Raw genomic sequence first — 26,572 nt, forward strand, 5'->3', positions numbered from 1 at the left:
AGACGAGCATTGCCAGTTTACGCAGGCTTGTGGAGGGGAATAAGGACATTTGTCCGCCTGCTGTCCAACATTCGCACAGGGGTGGCGCAGAATCTACTGAAACTGAGCAGGCAGCAGCGGGTAATATCGATCTATCGCGAGAGGCAATCCGGGACTATTTGCTGGCGGCAACCTTGTTTCGCCCCGATGACTTGGCTTCGTAGAGCGCCTTATCTGCGCGCATAAGCAGTTGGCTGATACTCTCCCTGCCTATGGTTGCCACGCCCAAGCTGGCGGTGACCTGAAACTGCTTGTCGATCTCCTGTGAGGCAATGGCCAATCTGATTTTCTCAGCCAGTTGCATCGCGCCATCCAGTTCAGTGTTGGGGCAGATGATCAAAAACTCTTCGCCTCCCCAACGTCCAACGCTGTCCGGTTTTCGTATGGCCGCTGTCATGGTATTAGCAATCTGGATCAGGGTGTTGTCACCAGCGTGATGCCCCCAGTTGTCATTGATGGACTTAAAGTGGTCCAGATCGATCAGTATTACAGAGAAGGGCTGTGAATATCTTTGGTAGCGGTCGGCTTCTTCATTCAGCAGCTGGTCCAGCCGATGGCGATTGGCGATCTGGGTCAGGGCATCGGTTACAGACAGGCGTTTGAGTTCATTTTCAAGTTCAACCTTCTTGGTCACATCCTCAATGACCGCCTGGATGGCAGGCTCACCATCCCATTCGATACGGTTGTCGTAGACATTAAAGTAGCGTTTTTTACCATCAAAGCTGACGTTCTCAACTATGTTATGGGAGCCTTCTATCTTGCCGCTGATCACGTCCTGGTATCTTTGCCTGACTTGCTGCCGCTCTTTCTCGGGGATAAAGTCCATCAGGTTGGCTTGCTCGAGCATATAGTCAATGGATGGTGCTTCCATGAGGTCAACCCAGGCCTGATTGACCATCAGCGGCTTAAAATCTTTGTGAATGATGATGCCCTGACCTGAGGTCGTGACCAGCTGTTTATATTTCTCTTTGTTCTCGGTTAATTGCACGTGGGCATCTTCAAGAAACGAGAGATCCAGAATCGTCACCTGCAGCGCTGGCTCTCCCTCCCACTCAATGACGTGATCAACTGACAACACGGTAAAAATGCGACCATAACGGTCGATGTTTTTGAATGTCCGCCCCCGGGGCACCATTCGGCCACTGGATTGCTGGTAATAGTTATCCCTGACATCCTGATGATATTCTTCGGGGATAAGGTCAAAGAAGGTGTCTATACCCTCCAGTAACTCCTGAGCAGAGTCATACCCAAAGATTTGCGCATAGCTGTCGTCAACATAGACGGGTTTCAGGTTTTTAATCACAACCACGCCATAGGTGGAGTTGATTTTTAACTCTGGCATGTAGTTTTTGCTCCAAAACTTAAGGTACTGAAGAAATTCCATCCTAAGTTTAGATCACAAAAGCTGTCTAATAACCGGTTAATTCCATATAGCCCCTTCCCTGATGGGAACCCTCTATGCTGATTGGTCCTTCCCAGTATTGTATGGTCAGGGGCATGAGGGCATCCGGGTTCAGAGCAGATACTGTCAGGTCAATCTGTTCTGCTGGAACCTGTAAACGCCATTTCACCGGGATTTTCTTTCCCTTGGTATTGTAGGTTTCCAATGCTTGAATCTGAATTTCATCCGGGCTGAGACTACGGCCACTGCCGTCTTCATACATCAGACGGCCAGAAAAGAAATGGTTGGCGCCGGGATTTGAGGACAGGTCTCCGCCCCCCCTGAGTTGAAACAGCATAAGTGCAGTTTCCTGGCCCTTGTGCTCACCAATACGCAGAGCAAACCAATCCCACCCCTGTTGATTGCCTGTAAGGAACTGAGAGCTCCATTCTCTGTCCAGCCAGCCATCACCACGGACCTGATGTACCTCTCCATGCACTGTGACTTCACCTTTGATATGGATAAAGGGTTGGGTGTAGTAGTGGGACGCCACGGCACCATCGGCGCTTTTAAGACTGAATCCCTGCTTGCCCTGCAATTGATACGGTGCACGGCTGCCAAGTTTAAGGCGGTAGCTGAAGTCGGCATCACCGCCCTCCAATATCGCAGGGAACAGATCTTTGCTGCGACTCTGCCACTGCCAGTTATCCAGATAGATACGCAGTGGTGCAGTATCAACACCGGCAAGTTCAGGGTTACCACGGGACCAACGTTCGGCAGCCAGATGGTCGGTTGCTGTGGTCACTGCACTATGGGCCATATACAGTTGACCTGTGGCCCAGCTGTTATCCTCCACTTGCCCGGAGAGTGCTGACTCTGGGTTGAGAGCGATGCGAAACTGAGTCCACTGCAGTCCCAAGGGCTCTCCTTGCAGAGTTTCCAGATTGGCCGTCAGGTACCACCACTCCTGACGGAAGTCTTCATGGGCTTTGTGATCTTCTGGGAATGTCAGTTGAGTTTGGGGCAGCACCCTTGCATAACGTTCAATATCGGCCTGATCTGACCCTATTAACTTACCCATGCCCTGAGACTTTTCAGGTGCTGCGGCGGGCTCACAGGCAATTAGCATCAGGGTTGCCAAAGCAACACCTATAAGTTGGCAAAGCGGCTTAAACATCAGAGCACCTCCTGTTGCAGGCTGCTTATCAGGGGACGACGGGTTTGCTGCGTATTTGGATTGAGAGGAATAAACACTGTCTGCATCAGAGCACCTCCTGTTGCAGGCTGCTTATCAGAGGACGACGGGTCTGTTGAATCAGCGGAATAAACACCGCCAGGGCACAGGCGACAAGTGCCAGCAATACCACCTGCAGATAAGCCCACCAATCCCACACCATGGCAATACTCCAGCCGAATGCCTGTAAGGTGACCTTGTGGATAAGCAACCAACCCAGTACAACGCCGGTGGGCAGAGACAGCAGCGCGGTAATCAGCACCATCAACAGCATTTGAACACTGACCATGGCAAACAGACGAGGGCGGGAAACCCCGAGAGCATAGAGCCGGGCCAGTGGCGCCTGACGACTCTGCATCAGCATCATACTGGCGCTGAACAGGCCAATGGCGGCGACCAGCAGAGTCAGGCTGTTGAGCACCACAGTGATAGAGAAGGTGCGTTTGAACATCTTGATGGCTTCTTTCTTGATTTTACTCTGGCTGTACATCATGGCGGGGGACACACCCTGATTTTTCAGCATGGTTTGCAGCTCATCGGTATCGCCTCGCCAGCCCACAGCAAAGTTACGATTGCTGCCAGGCATTCCCGCCTGGTGCCAGAGTTTCTCGCTGATCATCACTTCGCCTATGGGTTTGCCATAGTCGTAATAGATGGCCCCCACAGGCAGCCCCTGAGGATATAGGTTTTCCGTAGCTTCCAGCAGTAATCTGTCTCCCACCTTTATGTTGTGACGCAGCGCCAGAGGTTCACTCAACATCAGGCTTTCACCGGCAAAAAAGTCGGGCCAGAACTCTGCCTGCTCTGTATTCGATGCTGAGTCTTTCAATGAGACGGTTTCCAGCATGGCCGCATCATCACGGGATAACAGCATCACTCTGTGGCGGTCGGCCTCGTCAGTGATATCGGGCCTGATATAAGAGTAGGCCTCCCATTGAATGGCGACCGGATCTACCCCATCAGTCCCGCGCAGCCAGGTTTCAATGCGGTCGGCATCGGTCGGGTGGGGGCGGATATAAAGATCCGTGTGCAATCGATTATCCATCCAGGTCTTGAGGGTTTGCTCAAAGCTTCCGACCAAAGTGTTCATGGAAACATTGGCACTGAGTGCCAGCAGCAGTGCCATCATCGCCAGTGCCATTGGCGCGGTCAGTTCCCGGGTTTCAGCCACCAGATAGTGCCAGCTGCCTTTGGGCGCAACCTTTTCCAGAGCTGAAGTGAGCCATAACATGAGTTGTGGCAGCAGTAATGGAAAGGCCAGGGTCAGCAGTCCAAGCAGTGCCAGGCTGTATTGGTACTCGCTGCTGATGAGTATAAGAATGGCAGCCAGGGCGATCAGCCCACAGGCCAACAGGAACTGCAGACGATAGCTGCGGTAGTGGATTAAATTTTGACTGTACTGCATTCCGGCTCTTGCCAGGCTCTGGTTGGTCAGCGCCCGATAAAGTGGTACGCAGGCCAGCAGGGCTGCTGCCAATGTCAAGGCGATAGCTTCCATCAGCCAGGCCAACTGCCAGTGTCCGGGTAGAATTCGGGCATCATAAAGCTGTTCAAGCGTCATGGCGACCATGGGTTGCAACCACTGGCTGAGTTGCAGCCCAAGTACAAAGCCAATGGCGGAACCCAGATGCACCAGAATAATCAGTTCCAGCAGTAGTGCCGACATCAGTGCCTTTCGGGTGATGCCTGCCTGCAGCAGTTTCAGCATCAAACGTTGCCGCTTCATCAGACTGTAACGAATACCGTTGTAGGCGATAAACAGCCCCACCACAAAGGCCAGCATCGCCATGGCCTGCAGGTTAAGGTGAAAACTGGCGGTCAGCTCTGTCAGGGCCTCACCCTGATCGCCGAGCCTAAGGGTGTTGTTGTCAATTAACAGAGATCTTGCCAGTGCCAGCTGAGATTCATCTTCAGTCATCAAAGCTATGTAGGACAGACGCCCCTGCCTGCCAAGCAGTTGCTGGGCGAAGCTGATATCCATCAATACGTTATTACCCAGGGCGGCACTGTCGGGCTGGGGAAGCAGTGTTACCTGAGTGCTGGCAAGGTTCAGGCTGGCGCTGCCATCAACAGTCTTAATTCTGTCAACCAGGTTCTGGCTCAGCATGGCGACAGGTTCAGCACTGAGCAGGCGACCCATGGGAACCATGGGATACTCTTCTGAGCTTGATTCTGTTTGATGGCCGGAAGCCAGTGCAGTGGCGGCAATAATATCACTGCCCGTGATATGCCAGCGGCGACCTTTATCATCCATCACATGGCCATCAATCACTGCCAGTACAGGCAGGCCTGCCTGACGCAGCTTAAAGTACTGTGTCTGGTTTAAGGTGCCGGTGGTACCCGGCGGCAGAATGTAAGCTGTGGCCTGACGACTGAGCAACTCTGTGGCCTGACTATAGCTGCGTACTGCATTTTCGTTGGTGGATTTGACGCCGGTCAGCAGGGTGACGGCCAGTACTATGCCCAATAAAATCGCGCCAGCCTGAAGGGGCTTGTGACGGTAATGTGCGGCAAAGACCCGTAAGCTTGCCATTGTGCTGTTCAGTGCAGAGGACATATCAGGCCTCCTTCGACTGGACTGAGCTTACCTCCAGGATTTTGCCCTGTTTCAACTGCCAGTGACGTTGCATAAAAGCGGCGCACTCACTGGAGTGGGTCACCATGAGCACAGTGCTGCCAGCTTCAGACGCCAGCTCGCTCAGCAGTGACATTACCTGCAGACCTGAGCTTTGATCAAGGTTACCTGTGGGCTCATCTGCCAGTAGCAGCATAGGTTTGTGGGCCAGGGCTCGGGCTACCGCAACCCTTTGTTGTTGGCCGCCGGAAAGTTGCTCGACACTGCGATGCTCCAGTCCGCTCAGGCCCAGTTTATCGATAAGATGCTGACACCAGGGAGACCAGTCCTGTCCGATTAAATGCAGTGGGAAGGCGATATTGTCTTTGACATTTAATGGGGTGAGAAGGTTGAACTGCTGGAAAATAACGCCAAGTTGGCGGCGGCGAAACTCACTCCACTTGTTGTCTTTCCAGTGTTTAGTCGATTCTGTGCCCAGCTCGATTTCGCCACTGTCTGCGATTTCAAAGCCTGCCATTAAATTCAGCAGGGTACTTTTGCCACTGCCGCTGGGGCCGGTCAGGGCTATGGTGTCACCCTGCTCAAGGGTAAGTTCCACGCCATCAAGCACAGAGTGATATTCCGAACCATCGTTAAAGCCTTTACTAACCTGATAAAAACGGGCTGCTGACGCCATTTACCGACTCCCTGTGGCAGGCTGATGATATTCTCAACCCTATCAGAATACCCCAATTCCTCACGTTGGAGATCAGCCTAACTGACTAAAAAATATTGATTCTCCAACATAAGAGTGTGACCTGCGTCACTGTCTGTGGTTCCAATTTATTTCAGAATTGCCGACCTGCCCCGGTTAAGTCGGGGCAATCCGTTCGGATGAAGGTAGCAGGAGAGTGGGGAATCGCCCCCACACCGACGAGGCAACTTTCCCCTAAATGTGCAATTTGGTTTGCCGGGAAAGCACTCTTTCAGGTGCCAGGCTGAACTCCTTGGAGTCAGACTTGCGTGGACTGTTACTGGACGAGCCTCTGGAGAGACCGACAGCCCCTGTGGTCAGTCGGCGCCGAAGGCGCAAGCCAGGATGAGATGAATCATCCGGTGAAACGCTCAGGCAAAAGGACAGAGGAGAGGATGACTGCTTTGCCCTGTTGCCTGCCGGTTTTATTCCGTCTTTTCGCTATTAGGCGCTTTCAGCCATTTCTTTTCCTCCTCTAAATTTGCAGTTTAATTTTGAGGATTACCATGGATTTTCATCAGTTAGTTGCTGATATCAACAGCATAGTCTGGGGACCTGCCACACTCATTTTGCTTGTGGGAACCGGTGCCTACCTTACTTTTCGGCTGAAATTGATTCAGCTGTTCCGCTTGCCAATGGCGCTGGGTCTGCTGTTTAAGCCGGGCGAAGGTAAAGGCGATCTGTCTCCGTTTGCCGCCTTGTGTACTGCCCTGTCCGCCACTATTGGTACAGGTAATATTGTGGGGGTCGCTACCGCGATTAAAGTCGGTGGCCCGGGTGCGCTGTTCTGGATGTGGCTGGCCGCCTTTTTTGGCATGGCGACCAAGTACGCCGAATGTCTGCTGGCGGTGAAGTACCGCACCACGGATAAGCATGGCAATATCGCCGGTGGGCCTATGTATTACATCGAGCGTGGTCTGGGACTGGGCTGGATGGCTAAATTGTTTGCTTTATTTGGTGTGGGTGTGGCTTTCTTCGGGATCGGCACCTTTGCTCAGGTCAACGCCATCAGTGATGCCATGACCATTGCTTTTCATGTACCAAGTTGGGTGACCGCTACTGTACTGACTGTGCTGGTGGCGGCCGTGGTATTGGGCGGGGTAACCCGTATTGCCTCTGTGGCACAAAAGCTGGTGCCAACCATGGCCATTGGTTATTTGCTTGCCTGTTTATGGATTCTTGGCAGTCACGCTGATCAGGTGATGCCTGCGCTGCAGCTGGTAATTCACTCCGCCTTTAATCCAACTGCCGCGACCGGTGGTTTCCTGGGGGCGACCGTGGCTATGGCGTTGCAGATTGGTATTGCCCGCGGTGTGTTCTCCAACGAATCCGGCCTGGGCAGTGCGCCGATTGCCGCCGCAGCAGCCAAGACCAATGAACCTGCCGAGCAGGGGCTGGTCAGTATGACCGGGACCTTTTTCGACACCATTATTATCTGCACCATGACAGGCCTGGTGTTGATTATGACAGGGGTATGGAACGGTGATGCAGCTGGTGCCGCCATGACCAGCGCCGCCTTTGCTACCGGTGGTAATGCATTGATTGGTCAGTATATGGTGACAGTAGCGTTGGTGTGCTTCGCCTTTACCACGATTCTGGGCTGGCATTATTACGGCGAACGCTGCTGGTCCTATCTGACCGGTGATCGTGGTCGCAAAGTGTATCAGTTGGTGTTTCTTGGCTTGATTGCCTGTGGAGCCTTCATTAAGCTGGATCTCATCTGGTTGCTTGCCGACACAGTTAATGGATTAATGGCTATCCCCAACCTGATCGCCATTGTTGGACTGAGACATGTTATTGTGGCAGAAACCCGGGACTACTTCTCCCGTTTGCAGTTGGCGCCTGTCACCGCCTGATCCCGACTGTTGACTCTACTTTTTAAAAGCCGGTTTTACCCGGCTTTTTGCTGTTTGCAGGCTTCACTTTTCCAAGAGAACTCTTCCCATGAACCAAGGCCCGTCATTCTCTTTCCAGAGCCGCATTCTGATATTCGCTGCACCCCTTATTCTATTGATTACAGTGTTTTATGGACTGATTGCCTGGTATCAGTATCAGCAACAGTCACAGCAGATGTTTGCTCAGCTGGAGCAGGAAGCGAACCGTGCGGCCACCCGCCTGGATTTCCTGCTGTCACGGGCTCAGGGTTCCAGCATAGGGATGGCTGACCTGCTGGATTCTCTGGATGACGATAAGCGCCTGTATCAGGAGCAAACTCTCAAGCAGTTACTCACCGACAGACTGAGCCGCAATAAAGACTTCTATGGTGCCGCTATCGCTTTTGAACCAGGCTCCCTGCCGGGTGACCATTCGCTGGCCCCCTATGTTTACCGCACCGCCGAGGGGTTCAAGTCACTGGATTTGATGAAGTCCAGCTACAACTATACCGATGGCAGCTGGGCCTGGTGGGAAGACCCGACCCGCAGTGGCAGGGGGAGTTGGTCTCCTATCTATTTCGACAAGGGGGCAGGAGATGCGCTGATGATCACTTACTCCCATCCCTTTGGCCGAAAAGGCTATCACAGTGGCGTAGTGACAGTGGATCTGGCGCTGCAGCAACTACCTGGGCAATTGGGGCTCACACCGGATGAATTGGTGTTGGTCAATGATGATGGCCGTCTGGTTTACCACCCCAATGAGTCCTTGCTGCTCAGTCATACCTCTACTCACTGGCTGGCGGATTCGGAGACGGCCTCTGAGCTGCAGCAACGGCTGGCAGCGGGTTCAGGCTCGGCAGAAATTACCGAAGATGGTAAAGCGTATCTGGCATCCGTAGCCCGGGTGCCTGAACTGGAGTGGAAACTGGTGTTGATGACCCCGGCTGCCACTCTGGATCAGCTGTTGGCTGAGAAGTGGGCTGAACTGGCCGCCAGTCTGGTGCTGGTATTGGGCTTGCTGATGGCTGCGGCTTTATGGGTGACCCGCAGCATTACCAAACCCCTGAGGGGATTGGCATCCGGTATTGAAAGTTTCACTTTGGGGCAGCAAAACCGACTGCCTGAAGGAGAGGACAGGATCCGGGAAATTATCACAGTGCGACAGAGTTTTAACCAGCTGGCGGCACAGCTGGATGATAGAGAAGCTGCACTGCTGGATTCTCGTGGTCATAGATTTGCCAGCCTGATTGAGGGCATGAGTGCCAGTTCCTTTTACTGTTCGCTCAACAGTGAAGGCCAAATGGTGCAGGTCAGTGATGGCGTCAATAAGGTGATGGGCTATAGCGCTGAGATTTTCCGGCGTAAATTCCAGCGTCTGTTCTCTGCCAACCCCATTAACGAGCAAAACTGGCATTACACAATGCAGGCGTTGGCGGGTGAGTCAGTGCCGCCTCATCAGGTGGAACTTATCCATGAGGCGGGTCATATGCGCCGCCTTGATTGTTTTATGCAGCCGTTGCTGGATGAGCACGGCATGCTGCTGTCGGTGGAGGTGTTGTTCCACGATGTCACCGAGCAGTTTTCTCTGGCCCGCCGCGCATCCTCTATTCTGGAAGCCGCCCCTGAAGCCATGCTGGTGATGGATGCCCAACTGGAAATCGTGTTCAGTAACAGTCGTTGTCAAAAGCTGTTTGGTTACACTCAGGAAACCATGCTTAACCTGAGTGTGCTGCAGCTGCTGCCCCGTAAGATCCGCAACGAATATCAGCAAGTATTCCAATCTTTGTGGCAGGAGAGTGGTAACACTGATTCGGTGTTGACCTTCGACTGTATCCGCGCCAATGGCGACGAGTTCAGCAGCGAGGTTTGCTTGTCACTGCTGCCTCTGGGCGAAGGCTGTGAGCATCAGGTTGCCGTGTCTATTCGGGATATGTCTGCAAGCCAGAAGGCACAGGAGGAGATTAAAGCCAGTGCTGAGCGGTTCCAGATGCTGGTGGCCAATATTCCCGGCGCAGTTTACCGCACTCGCAGTGATACTCTCTGGACCATGGAGTATGTCAGTGAACATATTCAGGAGCTCACAGGCTACAGCGCGGCAGACTTTATGACAGGTGGACGTACCTTGTCCTCTTTGGTGTTGGCGGAAGATTTTGAGCCCATGGAGCTGCAGCTCAAAGATGCACTGGAGCATCAGGATGATTTTGAACTTGAGTACCGCATCCGCCACAAAGATGGCTCAGTGCGCTGGGTACAGGACCGGGGGCAGGCGGTTTACAACGAGTCCGGCGAGCCGGTCTGGTGCAACGGCAGTTTGAATGATATTACCGACCGGCGACGCTGGCTGGAAGAGTTGCAACACTCACGGCATCAATTGGAAGTGATCACTGAATCTGTCCCAAGTACCGTTTATCAGCTGGAATGGCGGGGGTTAGAGGACTTTGGCTTCACCTTCGTCTCTGAGGCCGCCATTACAACTCTGGGTATCCACAGAGAAGAGGTGCTGAAAAAACCACAAACACTAATCCCCAGATTGAGTGAACGTGAACAGATTCGATTGAAGCGGGCACTGGAGGGCAGAGCGCAAGGTGGCTTGCAGTGGCAACGTCAACTTGAGTACCTGCATCCTGCCGGCGGTATGCGCTGGCTGGAAATGGGGGCCAAGGGACAACACCGAGATGACGGCAGTCTGCTGTGGCATGGTTATTTGACAGATATTACCGAACGAAAGCGGATTGCTGATTCACTGGCGCGGAGTAAGGTGCATTTTCAGGCGCTTTTTGATGCGGCAGGTATTGGCATCGTCAACGTTGACCCCAAAGGCACGGTGATCGATTGTAACGAGCAGTTCAGCAGTTACATGGCCATGAGTCGCAGCGAGCTGATTGGCAGTTTCTACCGGGATCTGGTTCATCCAGATGACAGGGAAGAGTCCCGCAAGATGTTCCATATGTTCCAGACCACAGGCTGCAAGAACCACAGAGTAGAACGCCGTTTTGTGAATTCCGATGACCAGTTGTACTGGATGGATATGTCGGTGACTACCCTGAGAGATCCCGATGGCAGTCTGATATCCAATGTGATCAGTATGACGGATATCACCCGTGAGAAAGCCCTGTCCAGCCAGCTCCAACTGGCAAAGGATGAGGCGGATGCCGCCAATCGCGCCAAGAGTGATTTTCTGGCTAATATGTCCCATGAGATCCGTACGCCCATGAACGCCGTTATTGGCATGGCGCAGCTGGCGCTGGCAACGCAATTGGATGACAGGCAGCGCAACTATGTAGAGAAGATTCAGCGCAGCTCAGAATCACTGCTTGGCATCATCAATGACATTCTGGACTTCTCGAAAATTGAAGCCGGTAAGCTGGATATCGAGGTGTTGCCATTCCAGTTGGATACCATGTTGGAAGACCTCTGCGATATGTTTGCCGAACCCGCGGCCCGCAAGCAGTTGGAGCTGCTGTTCGCCGTGGCGCAGGATGTGCCCAGATACCTGGACGGCGACGCCATGCGTCTGAGGCAGGTACTGGTTAACCTTATGAACAATGCGCTTAAGTTTACTGAGCGGGGAGAGGTATTGCTGTCTATCTCTGTGCAGCAAAAGGATGAAGAGCAGGTATGGCTTAACTTCAGCGTACGGGATTCAGGTATTGGCCTGAGCGAAGAGCAGCGGAGTCGATTGTTCCAGTCGTTCAGCCAGGCCGACAGCTCCACCACCCGCAAGTACGGTGGTACAGGGCTGGGATTGGCAATCTGTAAACAGCTGGTGGAGTTGATGGGTGGCAACATAGATGTGCAAAGCCAGTTGGGACACGGTTCCACTTTCTTCTTCAGTATTCCACTGATATTGACCCAGCCTCAGCCTGTGATGCCGCAAACTGAGTTGGAAGGCATGTCTGTGCTGGTGGTGGATGATAACGATACTGCCCGGGATATCATGCGCACTTCGCTGCAGAGTATGGGTTTCGAGGTGACCACGGCCCGAAGTGGTCGTGATGCTTTGCGTCTTGCTCAGGAGCACGATTACCGACTGGCATTGCTGGATTGGAAAATGCCTGAGATGGATGGTCTGGAGACCGCAGCCTCGCTGCAGCAGATCGCAAATGCACCCGAAATCCTGATGGTGACGGCCCACGCCAATGAGGTGTTTGTTGCCAAACTGGAGAAGTTGGGACTGGCTGGCTTCATCAGTAAACCCGTAAGTCCTTCACGTCTGCTTGATGCCATTGTCTCTGTGGTGGGTGAGGGTGGCACCTTGCCGGTGAGACGTATGGCCCAGCCAATGGATATCGGAATGATTGCGGAGCTCTCCGGTAAGCGGGTACTGGTGGTTGAAGACAATGAGATGAACCAGGAAGTGGCCTGTGAATTTCTGGAACAGGCCGGGATGATCGTCTCGCTGGCAGGCAATGGCCGTATCGCACTGGAGAAACTTGCGCAGAACAGTTTTGATCTGGTGTTGATGGACTGTCAGATGCCGGTAATGGATGGTTATCAGGCAACCGCTGCTATCCGCGAACAGGAGAAGTACCGTAATCTGCCGATTATTGCCATGACTGCCAATGCCATGGCTGGCGACAGAGAGGAGTGTTTGACTGCCGGTATGGATGATCATATCGCCAAGCCTATTCAGGTTTCCCTGCTGTACCAGACAATGTTGCGCCATTTGACTTTGGATGAAGCGCCTAAGGTTTCCGCCTCTGCCTGGCCTGAGCATCCTTCATTGGATGTGGATACAGGTCTGGCTTTGGTGCAGCAATCCAGTCGTTTATACAGCCGTATTTTACAGCGGTTTGCCGCCGGGCAACGACAGGTTGCCCACGAGATCAGTGATGCTGTGTCCAGGGCCGATTGGACCACAGCAACCCGCTTGGCTCATACCCTAAAAGGGGTCGCTGGCAATCTGGAGAGTCAGGGCTTGATTGAGGTGGCTAAAGTGCTCGAAGAGCAGCTCAGTCAGCAAGAGTGTGAGGCCTCTTTATTGGAAGAGTGCGCGGCTTTGGTTGAGAGCCTCTGCGTGGCGATCGATATCTGGTCTCCAGCCAATAATGACACACAGACGTTAAATAAAATCTCCTCCGCAGAGCTGGAACAAGCGCTGACGGATATTCGTACACAACTCGAAGAGGGAGACGCTGCAGCAGTTGAACAGCTGACAGGCCTGAAACCCAGACTGGAAGGGGGACGCTGGCAACAGCTCCAGCCCCTGTTCTCTATGGTGGAGGCTTATCGTTTCGACGAAGCGATAAGCCTGCTGGATGATATTTTGTCGACGCAGTGTGGAGCGCCGACCTTCAGATAATTAATGCTGAGGCTATGCATGAACAAGGCAAGCGTCCTGGTAGTGGACGATACTCCTGCCAATATAGATATTCTTGTGGGAATACTGGGGGACAGTTACGCCCTCAAAGTGGCAATAGACGGCCCGCGCGCGTTGGCTATTGCCCGTAAATCATCGCCGGACATCATACTGTTGGATGTGATGATGCCGGGTATGAGTGGTTATGAGGTGTGTGAGCAGTTAAAGCAAGATCCCATGACGGCACACATTCCCGTGATATTTGTCACCGCACTGTCGGAAGTCACTGACGAAACCAAAGGTTTTGAACTGGGTGCGGTGGACTATATCACCAAACCTGTCAGTGCCCCTCTGGTGCAGGCGAGGGTGAGAACCCATTTGGCGCTGTACGACCAAAAACGTTTGCTGGAGCAGCAGGTGAAAGAGCGTACCGCCGAGCTCGAAAGGACCCGTTTTGAGATTATTCGCCGGCTGGGTCGGGCCGCTGAATACAAGGATAATGAAACCGGCTTGCATGTGGTACGCATGAGTCATTACGCCAGGTTGCTGGCCAAACAGGCGGGCCTGCCAGAGGCTTTTTGTGAACTGCTCTACAATGCTGCTCCTATGCATGATATTGGCAAAATAGGCACACCGGATGCTGTGTTGAAAAAGCCGGGCAAGCTGGATGATGAGGAGTGGCTGGTCATGCGTGAGCACGTGGTGATTGGCGCCGAGATTATCGGTGAGCATAGCGACCCTCTGCTGACCATGGCCAGAACCATTGCCCTGACCCACCATGAGAAATGGGATGGCAGCGGCTACCCCAATGGGCTGGTCGGGGAAGCTATCCCACTGGAAGGGCGCCTGGTGGCAATTGCCGACGTATTTGATGCATTGACGTCAGTTCGCCCATACAAAACGGCCTGGACGCCACAGCAAGCGATGGAGATGCTTAAAGAGCAAAGTGGTACCCACTTCGATCCTGACCTGGTGGAGCACTTCGAGGCGATATTGCCGGAAGTGGAGCGCATTCGCGCCAGCTATCTGGAGGCATGACCCCTGCGATTGCTGAACCTGAAAAGTAAAAAGAGCGGCTGATGCCGCTCTTTTTCATAGTCGGTAACTGATTGACTCAGTTCAGCCGTTCCAGTGCATCAGACCTCATCTTCCAGTGAGTAGGGCAGTGGCAGCAAGCTCAGCTCGCTGGCGTCATCACCGCTCAGGCGCAATTTGGCATCCAGCTCGGTATCATTGGGCAGCACGGCACTCAGCAATACCTGATTGCCGGTTTGCACAACTTCAATCACATTGCCGCCGCGGCGGAAACTGCCATCTTCCAGTTGAATCTCCAACTGGCTTTCAACTGTCACCAACTCATTCACTTCTCCACAAACGATGTACAGTGCACGCTTATTGCCGCCACGGTACTTCATACGAGCCACGGTTTCCTGGCCCATATAGCAGCCCTTGTTGAAGCTGATACCATTTACTCCCTGCAGATTACACATCTGAGGCACGTACTGGTTGGCGTGCTGTGCTGGCAGGTTAGGGTAACCGGCCAAAATCTCCAGTTGCTGCCAGGCACTCTGGTCATAAACCGCTTCCGGGGTCAGTGCCAACAGCTCACCCATCTGCGCAGCAGGCAGGATAATCATAAAACGCTCACCATCTTTGATGATCAGCTTGTCACCCTGTTGAGTGACCGGGTCAGTGGCTTCGCCCAGGTGCTGAGCAATAAAAGCCGTCGCCTGTTCACCGGCGATACCCACAATGGCCAAAGATTCACTGGCGTCTGTCAGTTCAACTTTATTGAAAACTGCATATTTCTGCAGCTGAGGCAGGTCGACACCCAGGGCACTGCGCGGCATCAACATCAGCAGGTCTTGCTCCATAAACAGAGTGCGGAAGCTGGCCAGCATCTTACCTTTAGGATCACAGTGAGCCCCCCAGAGCCATTCATTGGTCTGCTGGTTATGAACATCAGATGTCACCTGTCCCTGAATAAACTGTTTGCTTTGCTCGCCACTGATGCGGATAAGACCCAAATGGGTTAGTGGAGAGATGGTCAGGGAAGGGAAACCTGTGCCGGGTGCCCAATCGGGAGTTTGAATTGCTGCAGTCATATTGGTTCCTGATATGCCGGGTCTGCCCGTCACCTTGGGCATCCTCTATGCAATTAATATTGGGGGCAGTCTAACCAATAACAAGTGTCCCTGTCACAGTCTCTGGAAAATTCGCTGTAGAAAACAAAAAAGCGACCATTGGTCGCTTTTTTAGAACAATACAGGTTTGATTGTTTAGAACAGCAAACGGGTTCTGATGGTGCCATCAATCGCATTGAGCTGAGTCAGCGCTTCCTCTGCGTGATGGGATTCCACCTCCATTACTACATAACCAATCTCTGCAGTGGTCTGCAGATACTGGGCAGCGATGTTGATGCCTTTTTCAGAAAACGCCTGGTTAATCTGAATAAGTACGCCAGGACGGTTGCGGTGGATATGCAGCAGACGCGAGGTGCCCTGATGTTGTGGCAGTGATACTTCAGGGAAGTTTACTGCCGACACTGAGGAGCCGTTGTCTGAGTACTTGGCCAGCTTACCCGCGACCTCAATACCAATATTTTCCTGAGCTTCCTGAGTTGAGCCACCGATATGTGGAGTCAGCAACACATTGTCCAGGCCACGCAGTGGGCTGACAAATTCATCATCATTGGACTTGGGTTCGGCCGGGAACACGTCGATGGCTGCACCGGCTATCTGCTTTTCAGTCAGGGCCGAGGTCAGGGCGTCGATATCCACTACAGTGCCACGGGAAGCGTTGATCAGAATACTGCCCTTTTTCATTGCAGCCAGCTCACCGGTGCCCATCATATTCTTGGTCTGTGGGGTTTCCGGTACGTGCAGGCTGACAACATCTGCGATAGACAAGAGTTGCTCCAGCGAGTGCAGTTGTTGGGCGTTACCCAGTGGCAGCTTATCTTCGATATCGAAGAACACCACTCGCATTCCCAATACTTCTGCCAATGTGCCCAGCTGGGTACCAATATGGCCATAGCCAATAATGCCCAGCGTTTTACCACGGGCCTCGAAACTGCCACTGGCACTCTTCATCCAGCCACCACGGTGTGCAAGAGCGTTACGCTGAGGAATGCCGCGCAGCAGCATAATAATCTCGCCCAGTACCAGTTCAGCCACACTACGAGTGTTGGAGAAAGGGGCGTTAAAGACAGGGACCCCCAGAGTCTCTGCCGCTTTGAGGTCCACCTGATTGGTACCGATACAGAAGCAACCTACGGCCACCAGTTTCTCAGCATGGCGCAACACTTCTGCTGTTAGCTGAGTACGGGAGCGGATACCAACAAAGTGGGCATCGCTGATGGCATTCATCAGATCTTCGCCTGTCAGGGAAGCCTGATGATATTCAATATTGGTATAACCGGCGCGCTGGAACACATCTACCGCTGAAGAGTGAACCCCTTCAAGCAGCAGGATCTTTATTTTGTCTTTTGGGAGCGAGTATTTCGCCATTGTAGGAGTACCTTTTATTTCTTATGTCGAATGCCGAACCTTGCGGCCTTCTTATGGTGACATTACTGCCGGGCACGCTCAGGGCAGACCAAATTAGCATTAAATGACAATCCTGTGGAGAAGCTTACTGCGAAAGTGTTTATTCCCTCACCCGAACAATTTGGCAGAGTAAGTTCGGGATATTCAGACTGGGGGATGGGACAACAATCCGAGAGCCTTGGCTATGGGGAATGGCGGTGGTAGTTGATGATGCTGGTATCAGTGAACTACCTCTTTATAAAGAAGACCGTAGTAATCGATTTGGATGTTGAGGATTTTTTAAGTTAACCGTTAAGGGGAGGACACCGAACTCATCGTTATTGTAAATGATATGTGAACTCCCGAGGGGCGTTTAGTCAGCTTCTTTGATGACGTTTGCTGGGGCTTGGTCAATTGCAGTCAAGACTTAATCAGGCACTGTCGTAGTGGGAAATGCTGAGTATTAAGGAAGTTATAGCAATTGTTTCGTTTATTACTAAATGGTAAAAGAGTTTTTCAGACAGTTTTTTATATTTTATTTCAACACGATATATAACCATTCGATTTTTCTTACTTAATAGGTAATCCTTCCAAATTAGGGGTAAGTGACTGTTCTTGTTAGGGGAATGTACTAATCCATGCGTGATAAGTGGTTTTTTTGACCGCGAATTAATACTAATGCATGATGATCCAGTCGATGCTTGTCTTCACAATCTTGCAACTTATTATAAGAGCACTTGAGTGCCAGGGATGGGAAAGCGTGACAACCTAGTTGTTGTTTAAACTGTGGCCAAAAGTAGATCACCCAGGAGGAAGGTGCATGGATACAGCAAAGGAATTGGTCTTCCTACATCAAATAGCCGCCCCGTGTCACTTGGCAATGTTAGCTGAGTCAATGGGAGTAAAAACCCGGGTAGTAAATCACGTTAATGAGTTGGATCTGGGGAATTCGGAAAACAGCTTCTATCTGATCAGCCAACACGGCGCCGCATTGGACAATCAAGGCATTCCACTGATAGTCACCAGACTGGTACCTCATGTACCTGTCGCTATTTATCAGGTTGAAGCGGGGTCAATCGCCCTGGATGCTCTGTTGTTGATGGGCGTTCGTGGTGTTTTGTATGCAGACCAACGTATGGACCTATTACTGACTGGACTGAGAAAAATGTTATCGGATGAGTTGTGGTTTGACCGTCCAATGATGAGCAAAATGCTCAGACAGTTGGTACAAAAGCTTGAGGGCGATGCCCATGTCAGTGCAGACAATCTGGCGATGTTACAGGCGTTGACCAAACGCGAACGAACGATTATTCAGATGGTTGGCAGTGGTGCCCGCAATAAAGAAATAGCACACAGATTGTGTATCAGCGAGCATACGGTCAAGGCGCATCTGTCGTCGATATTCCGAAAAACCCAATCCAGAAATAGAGTCGAGTTATTGCGTTGGGCTCAGTCTCACCAAACTCACTTTGATCTCGTGAGTTAAGATAGTCTGTTGGCCTAAAAGCCATAACTGAAAAAGGGAGCCTCAGGGCTCCCTTTTGCATCTCTGTGGCATGGATATACCAAAGTTCTGTTCGACCTTTAGCTGCCTGTCAGAGAATCGACAGAGGGGCTATTTGGAGACCCTTGGCTTGGTTACCCAACCTTCCAACAGGCAACACTTTCCTCAATGCACCTAACGCTCATTGCCATATGGATGCGATTCAGCGGAAAAGCTCACGACTGCGACTCAGTTTGTTATAAGGCGGGCGAGAGTGAACTATCACCCGGTTTAATTTAAAAGGGGCGGCAGTCTTCTTGCTGTGATTACTGGGACAGCTTAAAGGCAAGTGACTGAAATAAAAAAGGGAGCCTGTATGGCTCCCTTAGCTTACCCAGTCATGATTTAGTTCTGGACTACGTTGACTGAGTTGAAGTTACCGTTCTGGTTAACATTGATGCTGTGGCCAGTACCGGTTTGAGAGCCTGTTACCAGGTTGTCATTACCGTTCTGTACAACAGTCAGGCTGTTACCGCTGCCATCGATTGCAAATGCGCCACCATCGGTGCCACCAACCCAGTTGCCGTTGCCGGTTTGCATAATATCAGCAGTGTTTTCATCACCGTTGATCAGCAGGTCTACCAAGTTCAGTTCACCACGCTGGGTCACTTCCACATCATCATTATTGCTGCCTGCTATGGTGACAATGGCTTCATTGTCATTACCTTCCTGCTCCATATCAACTTCGTTGTCACTGCCTACAATGTCGACATAACCAAAGTTGGTATTTCCATCCTGCTCTATCTCAACATTGTTGTCGTCACCTTCGGCGAAGCTGTAAAGCTCGTTATTGTTACCTGTGCTTTCCAGCAGCATCAGGTTGTCGTTACCAGCGGTGATAAATTGAGCTTGGTTGTCATTGCCATCCTGCTCAAGGAACACATCGTTGTCATCACCCACTACAGCGAAGTCAACAACGTTATTGTTCCCGGTTTGCTCGATTTCAATTTCATTGTTATTGCCATCAATAATGGCTATTTGAGGCTCGCCAACAGCGTTGTTCAGACCCTCCTGAGCAACTTCTACTTCGTTATCATCGCCATTTGCAGCGCGAATATCGGCTGAGTTGTCGTTACCTTCCTGCTCGAAAACAAATTCGTTGTCGCTGCCAGTCAGGTCGTACACAAATGCGGTGTTGTTGTCGCCGGTTTGGAAGGCTTCAAAGTAGTTACCATCTCCTGCTGCGCCACGAACAGCGGCAAAGTTGCCATTACCCAGCTGGCTGACAGTAATATCGTTGTTGTTACCTGCGTTGGCGCTCAAGTCCAGCGCGATTTGACCTGCTTGGTTGTCGTCACCTTCCTGAATAATGGTGGCATCATTGTCATCACCAGTGACACGGAATACCGCTAAATTACTACTGCCCTGCTGGTCGACATCTGCAGTGTTGTTATTGCCATTCATCTCGGCAATGCTTTCGTTGTTACCCAGCTGATAAAGGTTCAGGCTGTTATCGTTACCTGTCATAAAGGTATCTGCATCGTTGATGCTGCCATCTTGCTCTACGTCAACTGAGTTACCGTTACCGGTAATTTCAATATCGTTCAGGTTGAGGAAGTCATCCTGGAAGACATCCACAGTATTGTCGTTACCTGAGATTGTTGTGCGGTTAATATGCCAGGTGTCCACCTGAGTCACAGTAGTCGTGTTGTTGTTACCTGTGGTGGTTTCATAATTCTCAGCAAATACGCCGTCTTGAGACACTGTTGCAGTGTTGTCAACGCCGGTCTGACTGATTTCACTTACATGATCACGGTCAGCTTGTGTGACTTCTACAGTGTTGCCTTCACCGGCTTGAGTTACTTCCAACTGATGAGTTTCTGCACCGTGTGCGGCTGATACACCCAAGGCCGCAGCCACGGTCAGAGCCAGTAAAGTTTGCTTGCTATAGAGGTTCATAAAAAACGCTCCTTGTCTGCTATTAGTATTTAGTATTGGGTCACGGTGAGATATTCACCTGACGCGAGTTGTTGAATGGCAAAATTCGCCTCGCCATACTGAAAAAGCTGAATACTGCTGTCTTCTCCATACTGGGTAATTAAGGCGGCATTGTTATTGCCTTCTTGTTTGAGCAAAAGCTCATTGCCTGCTCCGAGTTGCTGGACGGTTGCCTGATTGGCATTTCCGGACTGAATGGCCAGGAATTCGTTACCTCCAACCTGCAATACTTCTAGCTGGTTATGATTTCCCTGTTGCAAAGCGGACAAAATATTTGCGCGGCCATTGGCTTCCAGCAGTGTTTGTAACGTGACGGGGACAGGCTCTGCATAAGCACCACCAGCAAGCAAAAGCAGAGTAAAACCGCCAGTTTTTGCCAGTAGTTTTTGCGTCCAGTCTTTCCGATTCAATTGAATCTCCACTGCATCCTCCTGTGTTCCCGTGAACAATGGGAATCGGGTCTCGCCATGATTTACGACTCCCGAAGTTACTGATCCAGACACAGAGGGCACAATCGGAAGAAGGGCTAGTCTTTTTTGTGGAAGAAAATGGGCTCGCTTGTCTCAGTAATGAGCTTTTGTGCGTGTATTCACCAACTTCAGAGCATTGAACAGAGTTTTATTTTTGGCGGCGCAGTTATTAAGGACTAGTAGGTTTTTCTGATTTGCCTGTAACTACATGTATCGGCGCTTTTCACTACCCCCTTGTGTGTGTCATCTATGTGCTGGTTTTAACCGATTCCGAAGATAGGACTGCAAAGGCTGGAATTGCACGCATATTGTCTTTTCCAGCATGTCGGAGCTGAACTTAAAGACTGGGGTACTGATGCAGGCTGCTTCGGATTGATTCATACATGATAGGAAATCACTATGTCTAAAATTAACTTTTCTTCGCTGGCAGTAGCAGTCAGCGGTGCTTTGATGCTAAGTGCCGCTCCAGCGATGGCTAAGTCACCTGAGTATGCAAAAGACTCATTGTTGGTGATGTATAAAGATAACGCCACTGCCGCTGAACGCGCTCAGGCTCGTCAGCTAGTGCGTGGTGTCATGACGGACAAGAATGGCGATGGCATTGACGATAAGTTCAAGACTCTGTTTGACGGCAAGCTTGCCAAATTGGCCCTGAGAAAGGGTGTCGATATTGAGAAGGCTGTGAAGATTATTAGCCGTCATCCCGCCGTAAAATATGCTGAACCTAACTATATCTACAAAGCGGTTGGTACACCGGACGATCCCCGCTATCCAGAGATGTGGGGCCTGAACAATACAGGGCAGGATGGCGGTACTGCAGATGCAGACGTTGACGCTCCTGAGGCCTGGGATATCACAACTGGTGATTCCGATGTTGTTATTGCCGTAATTGATACCGGTGTTGATTACAATCACGAAGATCTCACCAATAACATGTGGGTTAACCCGGGCGAAATTGCCGGTAATGGCGTGGATGACGATGGCAATGGTGTTATTGATGATGTCCACGGTTTTAGTGCCGTGAATGATAACGGTGACCCAATGGACCAAAATGGTCACGGTACCCACGTTGCAGGCACTATTGGTGCCGAAGGTAACAATGGTATCGGTGTGGTTGGTGTGAACTGGGATATCAGCATTATCGGTTGTCAGTTCTTGAATTCTGGTGGTAGCGGTACCACAGCGGATGCGATTGAATGTATTGACTACATTACTGATTTGAAGACTAACCGTGGCGTTGATGTTCGGGCCACCAACAACTCATGGGGTGGCGGTGGTTTCAGTCAGGCGCTAAAAGATTCCATCGAAGCGGGTGGTGATGCAGGTATTCTGTTTGTTGCTGCCGCGGGTAATGGTGGCTCTGATATCGATCAAAACCCAAGCTACCCTGCGGCCTATGACTCAGATGCGATTCTGGCCGTAGCCATGACCACCCGTGATGATGCGTTGGACAGTGGTTCTCACTATGGTGCAACCGCCGTTGATATGGGCGCACCTGGTCGCAGCATTTTGTCTACGACGCCAGGCAACAATTACGCGGTATTCAGTGGTACCTCAATGGCCAGCCCACACGTTGCAGGTGCAGCAGGTCTGGTATGGTCGCTGGACCCATCATTGGAAATGGCTGATATGAAGGCCCTGTTGATGGATACCGGTGATGCCTTAAGTGGACTTGCCGACACTACGGTATCTGGTAATCGTCTGAACCTGTTGGCTGCATTGGAAGAAGCTGATCCTGCTCCTGGTTTCCGCCTGGCTGTTACTCCATCCTCTCGTGAGATCACTGCGGGTGATTCTACCAGTTACTCTTTCGATGTAACCAGTGTGGGTGGCTGGGATGGTACGGCAAACCTCAGCTATACCGTTTCACCGGCACTGTCTGGCGTTTCTCTGTCTGCAGATACAGCTGGAGCCGGTGATTCCTTCACTTTGGATGTCGCCACTATGGCTGATACTCAGTGGGGCAACTACACCATGTCTGTGACCGGTGTGGATGGTGATTTCAGCAAGAGCAAGAATGTATCTCTGAGCATCCTGCCGCAAGGACTGCAGGATTACCCTTATGAGAATACAACTCCAGTCGATCTGCCTGACAATGATCCTAACGGTATCGAAAGCACCATTGATGTGACTGATGACGTGACTATATTTGGTGTCACTGCAGATGTGAACATCACTCATACTTGGATTGGTGACCTTATTGTATCTCTGGTATCTCCAGACGGCACCGAGACTGTTATGCATAACCGCAGTGGTGGCAGTGCAGATGATTTGGTAGAAACCTATGAGCTGAATGATTTCAATGGTGAAATGGCTGGCGGAACTTGGACGCTGAAAGTGAGTGACAATGCAGGTGCTGACCTGGGTACACTGAACTCTTGGGGCTTGGTGATCACCGGTCTGGGCGATGACCCAGGTTCTTCTGCTCCAGAAGCCGGATTCACTTATGAAGTGACGGACTTCAGTGTTAGCTTCACTAACACCAGTACTGACGCTGATGGCGATATCACAGGTTATGAGTGGGACTTCGGTGATGGCAACACGTCCACCGAAATGAGCCCAACCCATGACTATGGCATGGCTGGTACCTTCAGTGTTTCAATGACTGTGACCGATTCTGAAGGTAACAGTGATACCGAAACCATGGAGATAGAGCTGGCTGAACCAAGTGACATCAGTGCTGAAGTTCATCGTGCTCTGAAGTCTCGTCGCGGCAGCGCTCTGGTTGACCTGCGTTGGGATGGAGCCAACGGTGACATGGTTGCTATTTACCGTGACGGAGAAATGGTAGCTGAAACTGATAATGACGGTCGTTACCGTGATCGTTTCAGAACTTCTGCAGACAGTGTTGAGTATCAGGTGTGTGAATCTGATGGCAGCAGCTGTTCTTCAGCGGTTACTGCAACCTTCTAATCAAGTTTGATTACTGAGATTTAAAGGCGCCTGCGGGCGCCTTTTTGTTTGGGCCTTTTGGGGACTGCCTGCAACTCAATTGACAACTTCTATAGGCTTTTCTGTGGCAGGACGATAGACTTTCAAACACATAATAAGTCTTGATGGACAAAGCATAATGAGCGAACAAACCGATAAAATTAAAATTCCCATGGCAGTGATGATCTTTATCTGGGTCAGTCTGATGTGGAATTTGTTGGGCGTAATGAACTTCTTTTTTCAACTGACTGTGGATGCCCAGACGCTGGCGCAGATGACTGAAGCTCAGCGTCAGATGTACGAAGCCACGCCGGGTTGGCTCACAGCCCTGTTTGGTATCGCAGTCGTTACCGGTCTGGCTGGCAGTGGCATGTTGATGTTTAAGATGGCCAAAGCGGCTCCTGTATTGCTGATTAGCTTAATTGCTGTGGTGGCACAGATGGCTGTGTCATTAATCGTGTTGGATGCCTATGCGGTATTGGGGGCCAGTGCCCTGATTATGCCGGCCATAGTGACTCTGTGGGCAATCGTGCTGGTCATGATCAGCCGCCGGGGTGTAACCAAAGGTTGGTTCTATTAATCAAAGCCTCCTCACCATGGTTTGTGGCCCGCAGCAATGCGGGCTTTTTTGTGCCCGAAACTCAATCAGGAGTTTCGGGCACAGTTGACAATTGAGCTGGACAAACAGATGAGAATGAAAGCCGGGGAATCCTTAAGAGGCGATAAACTGTCCTATTTTGTGTAATTAAATTACGAAATAGATCTGAATATTTCTCATTTTCCGAGGCTAAATTGCCAAATTGGAATCATATTTCCTGGATACATTCGCAGATCCTTTGTTGATGCTTTTGGTTGCGTGTGTACGCTTGTTTGTTTTTGTTTGGCTAATTTAGCGTGTTTTATTTTGTCTGCGTTGCAACTCTACTGCCATTTGTCGGTTTAATTATTAACTTTAGAAAAAAATCATTTTCCCACCTCACAAAGTGATCTTTATCTCTTGCCCCCGAAATTACGCTGGATACACTGCCGCCATCTCCAGGTTATCCGGACTAAAAATTTATGGAAATTTTTATCAGTATTTTAGGTATGCTCAGTCTGATGGGACTGGCTGTGTTGCTGTCAGAAAATCGCAAAGCGATTAACGTGCGCACTGTACTGGGCGCATTGGCTTTCCAGGTGGCTTTCGGTGCATTTGTAATGTACGTGCCTGCTGGTCAGAGCGTACTGCAGGTTGCTTCCGATGGCGTGATGAACGTAATCGGCTATGGTAACGAAGGCCTGAAGTTCCTGTTCGGTGACCTGGCCAACTTTGGTATGGGCTTTATCTTTGTTATCAACGTACTGTGTGTGGTTGTATTCGTCAGCTCGCTGATCGCCGTACTGTACCATCTGGGTATTATGCAGATGGTCATCGGTGTTATCGGTGGTGCTCTGGCCAGAATTCTGGGTACCAGCCGTGCGGAGTCTTTGTCAGCAACCGCCAACATCTTTGTTGGTCCAATCGAAGCGCCTTCCATGGTGCGTCCTTTCGTTAAAACCATGACCCGCTCTGAGCTGTTCGCCGTAATGACCGGTGGTCTGGCGTCTGTGGCTGGCGGTACCATGATTGGTTACATCCAGATGGGTGTCGATGTTAAGTACGTACTGACGGCGGTATTTATGACTGCACCAGCCGGTCTGTTGTTTGCCAAACTGATGTGGCCGGAGACTGAAACCCCGGAAAACGACATCAAGAAGGTGATGGACGATCTGGAAGACAAGCCAGCCAACGTACTGGATGCTGCCGCCAACGGTGCTTCCATGGGGATGCAGCAGGTGATGGCAGTTGCGGCCTTGCTGCTGGCGTTCGTGGCGCTGATTGCGCTGGTGAACGGTATTATTGGTGGTATCGGCGGATGGTTCGGTATCGAAAGCCTGTCCCTGCAGATGATTCTGGGTTATATCCTGGCGCCTCTGGCATGGGTAATGGGTGTTCCCTGGAGCGAAGCAACCACTGCTGCCTCTTTCATTGGTCAGAAGATGGTGATCAACGAGTTTGTGGCTTACGTTGACTTCCTGAAGGTGGCAGATCAGCTGTCTGAAAAGACCCAGGTAATTATCAGTTTCGCCCTGTGTGGCTTTGCCAACATTGGTTCTTTGGCCATGGTGATTGGCGGTCTGTCGGCTTTGTGCCCTGAGCGTCGTCACGATTTGGGTAAAATTGGCGGTAAAGCACTGATTGCAGCTGCTTTGGCCAACTTGATGAGCGGCACTATTGCCGGTCTGTTGTTCTCTATTGGGGGTTAATTCCATGACACCACATATCAATGCCCAGAGTGGCGACTTTGCAAAAACAGTTCTGATGCCTGGCGACCCACTGCGCGCTAAATACATCGCTGAAAACTTTCTGGAAAACGCTCGTCTGGTGACTGACGTGCGCAATATGTTTGGTTATACCGGTGAATACCAGGGCAAGCGCATCTCTGTGATGGGTTCAGGTATGGGTGTTCCATCCATCTCTATCTATGCCAAAGAGCTGATCACCGATTTCGGTGTTGAAAACATCATCCGTATTGGTTCATGCGGCGCGGTAAGCGAGAAGATCAAGCTGATGGACGTGGTTATGGCGATGGGCGCGAGCACTGACTCTGCCGTTAACCGTACCCGTTTCCCACAGACTGACTTCGCTATGATTGCTGACTTCGGTCTGCTGCGTCGTGCTGCTGATGCTGCTGAGAAGCTGGGCGCCAGCTACCACGTGGGTAACCTGTACTCTTCTGATCTCTTCTATAGCCCGGATGAGAGCCGTTACGACTTTATGGAAAAGTACGGCATGCTGGGTGTGGAAATGGAAGCTGCGGGTCTGTATGGCGTGGCCACTGAGTTTGGCGCCCGTGCATTGGCCATGATGACAGTGACCGACCACCTGCGTCTGGGTCAGCACCTGACTGCTGAAGAGCGTCAGCAGACTCTGAACGATATGATCAAGCTGACTCTGGAAGCGGTAAAAGACCTGGATTAATACCAGGCCGCCCTCAGGGGCTAAGTC

16 protein-coding genes and 2 riboswitches are annotated in these 26,572 nt (G+C 51.2%); of the genes, 8 read left to right on the forward strand and 8 right to left on the reverse strand.

From position 1 onward, the window contains the following. Positions 1 to 154: 154 nt before the first annotated feature. From L2725_RS01560 to L2725_RS01575, 4 genes are all read right to left on the reverse strand, one after another. Positions 155 to 1,381 carry a sensor domain-containing diguanylate cyclase gene (locus tag L2725_RS01560; protein ID WP_249247308.1) on the reverse strand — a complete coding sequence of 409 codons (1,227 nt, stop codon included), beginning with the start codon at positions 1,379 to 1,381 and terminating at the stop codon, positions 155 to 157. A 67-nt stretch (positions 1,382 to 1,448) separates the two neighbouring features. Continuing rightward, positions 1,449 to 2,597: a lipocalin-like domain-containing protein gene (locus L2725_RS01565; protein ID WP_249247309.1), complete on the reverse strand. Its 1,149-nt coding sequence runs from the start codon at positions 2,595 to 2,597 to the stop codon at positions 1,449 to 1,451. 85 nt (positions 2,598 to 2,682) lie between these two features. Further along, a complete protein-coding gene (locus L2725_RS01570; RefSeq protein ID WP_249247310.1) occupies positions 2,683 to 5,211 on the reverse strand; it encodes an ABC transporter permease in 2,529 nt (842 codons plus the stop codon). A gap of 1 nt (position 5,212) precedes the next feature. After that, the gene (locus tag L2725_RS01575; RefSeq protein WP_249247311.1) at positions 5,213 to 5,905 is read right to left on the reverse strand and encodes an ABC transporter ATP-binding protein; all 693 of its coding nucleotides are present in this window, start codon (positions 5,903 to 5,905) and stop codon (positions 5,213 to 5,215) included. A gap of 197 nt (positions 5,906 to 6,102) precedes the next feature. After that, positions 6,103 to 6,219: riboswitch (glycine riboswitch) on the forward strand. 25 nt (positions 6,220 to 6,244) lie between these two features. After that, a riboswitch (glycine riboswitch) is annotated at positions 6,245 to 6,359 on the forward strand. 109 nt (positions 6,360 to 6,468) lie between these two features. Here L2725_RS01575 and L2725_RS01580 point away from each other — a divergent pair. The 3 genes from L2725_RS01580 (at position 6,469) to L2725_RS01590 (ending at position 14,173) form a co-directional block, all read left to right on the forward strand. Beyond that, positions 6,469 to 7,818, forward strand: a complete 1,350-nt coding sequence (locus L2725_RS01580) for an alanine/glycine:cation symporter family protein (protein ID WP_249247312.1) — start codon at positions 6,469 to 6,471, stop codon at positions 7,816 to 7,818. Positions 7,819 to 7,906: 88 nt separating this feature from the next. After that, positions 7,907 to 13,138, forward strand: a complete 5,232-nt coding sequence (locus L2725_RS01585) for a PAS domain S-box protein (RefSeq protein WP_249247313.1) — start codon at positions 7,907 to 7,909, stop codon at positions 13,136 to 13,138. Between the two features lie 18 nt (positions 13,139 to 13,156). Continuing rightward, on the forward strand, positions 13,157 to 14,173 hold the full coding sequence (locus tag L2725_RS01590) for a response regulator (protein WP_249247314.1): 1,017 nt from the start codon (positions 13,157 to 13,159) through the stop codon (positions 14,171 to 14,173). A 98-nt stretch (positions 14,174 to 14,271) separates the two neighbouring features. Here the strand turns inward: L2725_RS01590 and ygfZ are convergent, their stop codons facing one another. Together ygfZ and serA are read right to left on the reverse strand one after the other, a co-directional pair. Next, positions 14,272 to 15,240, reverse strand: coding sequence for a tRNA-modifying protein YgfZ (ygfZ, locus tag L2725_RS01595; protein ID WP_249247316.1), 969 nt, complete (start codon positions 15,238 to 15,240; stop codon positions 14,272 to 14,274). Between the two features lie 174 nt (positions 15,241 to 15,414). After that, on the reverse strand, positions 15,415 to 16,644 hold the full coding sequence (gene serA, locus L2725_RS01600; protein WP_249247318.1) for a phosphoglycerate dehydrogenase: 1,230 nt from the start codon (positions 16,642 to 16,644) through the stop codon (positions 15,415 to 15,417). 838 nt (positions 16,645 to 17,482) lie between these two features. Here serA and L2725_RS01605 point away from each other — a divergent pair. Continuing rightward, positions 17,483 to 18,148 carry a helix-turn-helix transcriptional regulator gene (locus L2725_RS01605; protein WP_115137267.1) on the forward strand — a complete coding sequence of 222 codons (666 nt, stop codon included), beginning with the start codon at positions 17,483 to 17,485 and terminating at the stop codon, positions 18,146 to 18,148. A 402-nt stretch (positions 18,149 to 18,550) separates the two neighbouring features. On the opposite strand, the gene L2725_RS01610 is transcribed toward L2725_RS01605, so the two are convergent. Together L2725_RS01610 and L2725_RS23300 are read right to left on the reverse strand one after the other, a co-directional pair. After that, positions 18,551 to 20,104 (reverse strand): curlin, encoded by a 1,554-nt coding sequence (locus L2725_RS01610; protein ID WP_249247319.1) that lies wholly within the window; start codon positions 20,102 to 20,104, stop codon positions 18,551 to 18,553. 29 nt (positions 20,105 to 20,133) lie between these two features. Continuing rightward, positions 20,134 to 20,565 (reverse strand): curlin, encoded by a 432-nt coding sequence (locus L2725_RS23300; RefSeq protein WP_249247320.1) that lies wholly within the window; start codon positions 20,563 to 20,565, stop codon positions 20,134 to 20,136. A gap of 447 nt (positions 20,566 to 21,012) precedes the next feature. On the opposite strand from L2725_RS23300, the gene L2725_RS01620 reads away from it, so the two are divergent. The 4 genes from L2725_RS01620 to deoD all read left to right on the forward strand — a co-directional run bounded on the left by L2725_RS01620 (position 21,013) and on the right by deoD (position 26,545). Further along, positions 21,013 to 23,526 (forward strand): S8 family serine peptidase, encoded by a 2,514-nt coding sequence (locus tag L2725_RS01620; protein WP_249247322.1) that lies wholly within the window; start codon positions 21,013 to 21,015, stop codon positions 23,524 to 23,526. Positions 23,527 to 23,683: 157 nt separating this feature from the next. Further along, a complete protein-coding gene (locus L2725_RS01625; protein WP_249247323.1) occupies positions 23,684 to 24,124 on the forward strand; it encodes a hypothetical protein in 441 nt (146 codons plus the stop codon). 479 nt (positions 24,125 to 24,603) lie between these two features. After that, positions 24,604 to 25,830 (forward strand): NupC/NupG family nucleoside CNT transporter, encoded by a 1,227-nt coding sequence (locus tag L2725_RS01630; RefSeq protein ID WP_249247325.1) that lies wholly within the window; start codon positions 24,604 to 24,606, stop codon positions 25,828 to 25,830. Positions 25,831 to 25,834: 4 nt separating this feature from the next. Beyond that, positions 25,835 to 26,545 (forward strand): purine-nucleoside phosphorylase, encoded by a 711-nt coding sequence (deoD, locus tag L2725_RS01635; protein WP_115137261.1) that lies wholly within the window; start codon positions 25,835 to 25,837, stop codon positions 26,543 to 26,545. Positions 26,546 to 26,572: the final 27 nt, after the last annotated feature.

It is taken from the genome of Shewanella corallii (assembly GCF_023349125.1).
In the GTDB taxonomy this organism is placed as follows: domain Bacteria; phylum Pseudomonadota; class Gammaproteobacteria; order Enterobacterales; family Shewanellaceae; genus Shewanella; species Shewanella corallii.

Bases quoted from the DNA above. Each gene is read 5' to 3' on its own strand.
- L2725_RS01560 (WP_249247308.1), bottom strand. From the start codon at position 1,381: ATGCCAGAGTTAAAAATCAACTCCACCTATGGCGTGGTTGTGATTAAA.
- L2725_RS01585 (WP_249247313.1), top strand. From the start codon at position 7,907: ATGAACCAAGGCCCGTCATTCTCTTTCCAGAGCCGCATTCTGATATTC.
- deoD (WP_115137261.1), top strand. From the start codon at position 25,835: ATGACACCACATATCAATGCCCAGAGTGGCGACTTTGCAAAAACAGTT.
- L2725_RS01580 (WP_249247312.1), top strand. From the start codon at position 6,469: ATGGATTTTCATCAGTTAGTTGCTGATATCAACAGCATAGTCTGGGGA.
- L2725_RS01605 (WP_115137267.1), top strand. From the start codon at position 17,483: ATGGATACAGCAAAGGAATTGGTCTTCCTACATCAAATAGCCGCCCCG.
- L2725_RS01565 (WP_249247309.1), bottom strand. From the start codon at position 2,597: ATGTTTAAGCCGCTTTGCCAACTTATAGGTGTTGCTTTGGCAACCCTG.
- serA (WP_249247318.1), bottom strand. From the start codon at position 16,644: ATGGCGAAATACTCGCTCCCAAAAGACAAAATAAAGATCCTGCTGCTT.
- L2725_RS01630 (WP_249247325.1), top strand. From the start codon at position 24,604: ATGGAAATTTTTATCAGTATTTTAGGTATGCTCAGTCTGATGGGACTG.
- L2725_RS01625 (WP_249247323.1), top strand. From the start codon at position 23,684: ATGAGCGAACAAACCGATAAAATTAAAATTCCCATGGCAGTGATGATC.
- L2725_RS01570 (WP_249247310.1), bottom strand. From the start codon at position 5,211: ATGTCCTCTGCACTGAACAGCACAATGGCAAGCTTACGGGTCTTTGCC.
- L2725_RS01620 (WP_249247322.1), top strand. From the start codon at position 21,013: ATGTCTAAAATTAACTTTTCTTCGCTGGCAGTAGCAGTCAGCGGTGCT.
- ygfZ (WP_249247316.1), bottom strand. From the start codon at position 15,240: ATGACTGCAGCAATTCAAACTCCCGATTGGGCACCCGGCACAGGTTTC.
- L2725_RS01590 (WP_249247314.1), top strand. From the start codon at position 13,157: ATGAACAAGGCAAGCGTCCTGGTAGTGGACGATACTCCTGCCAATATA.
- L2725_RS01575 (WP_249247311.1), bottom strand. From the start codon at position 5,905: ATGGCGTCAGCAGCCCGTTTTTATCAGGTTAGTAAAGGCTTTAACGAT.
- L2725_RS01610 (WP_249247319.1), bottom strand. From the start codon at position 20,104: ATGAACCTCTATAGCAAGCAAACTTTACTGGCTCTGACCGTGGCTGCG.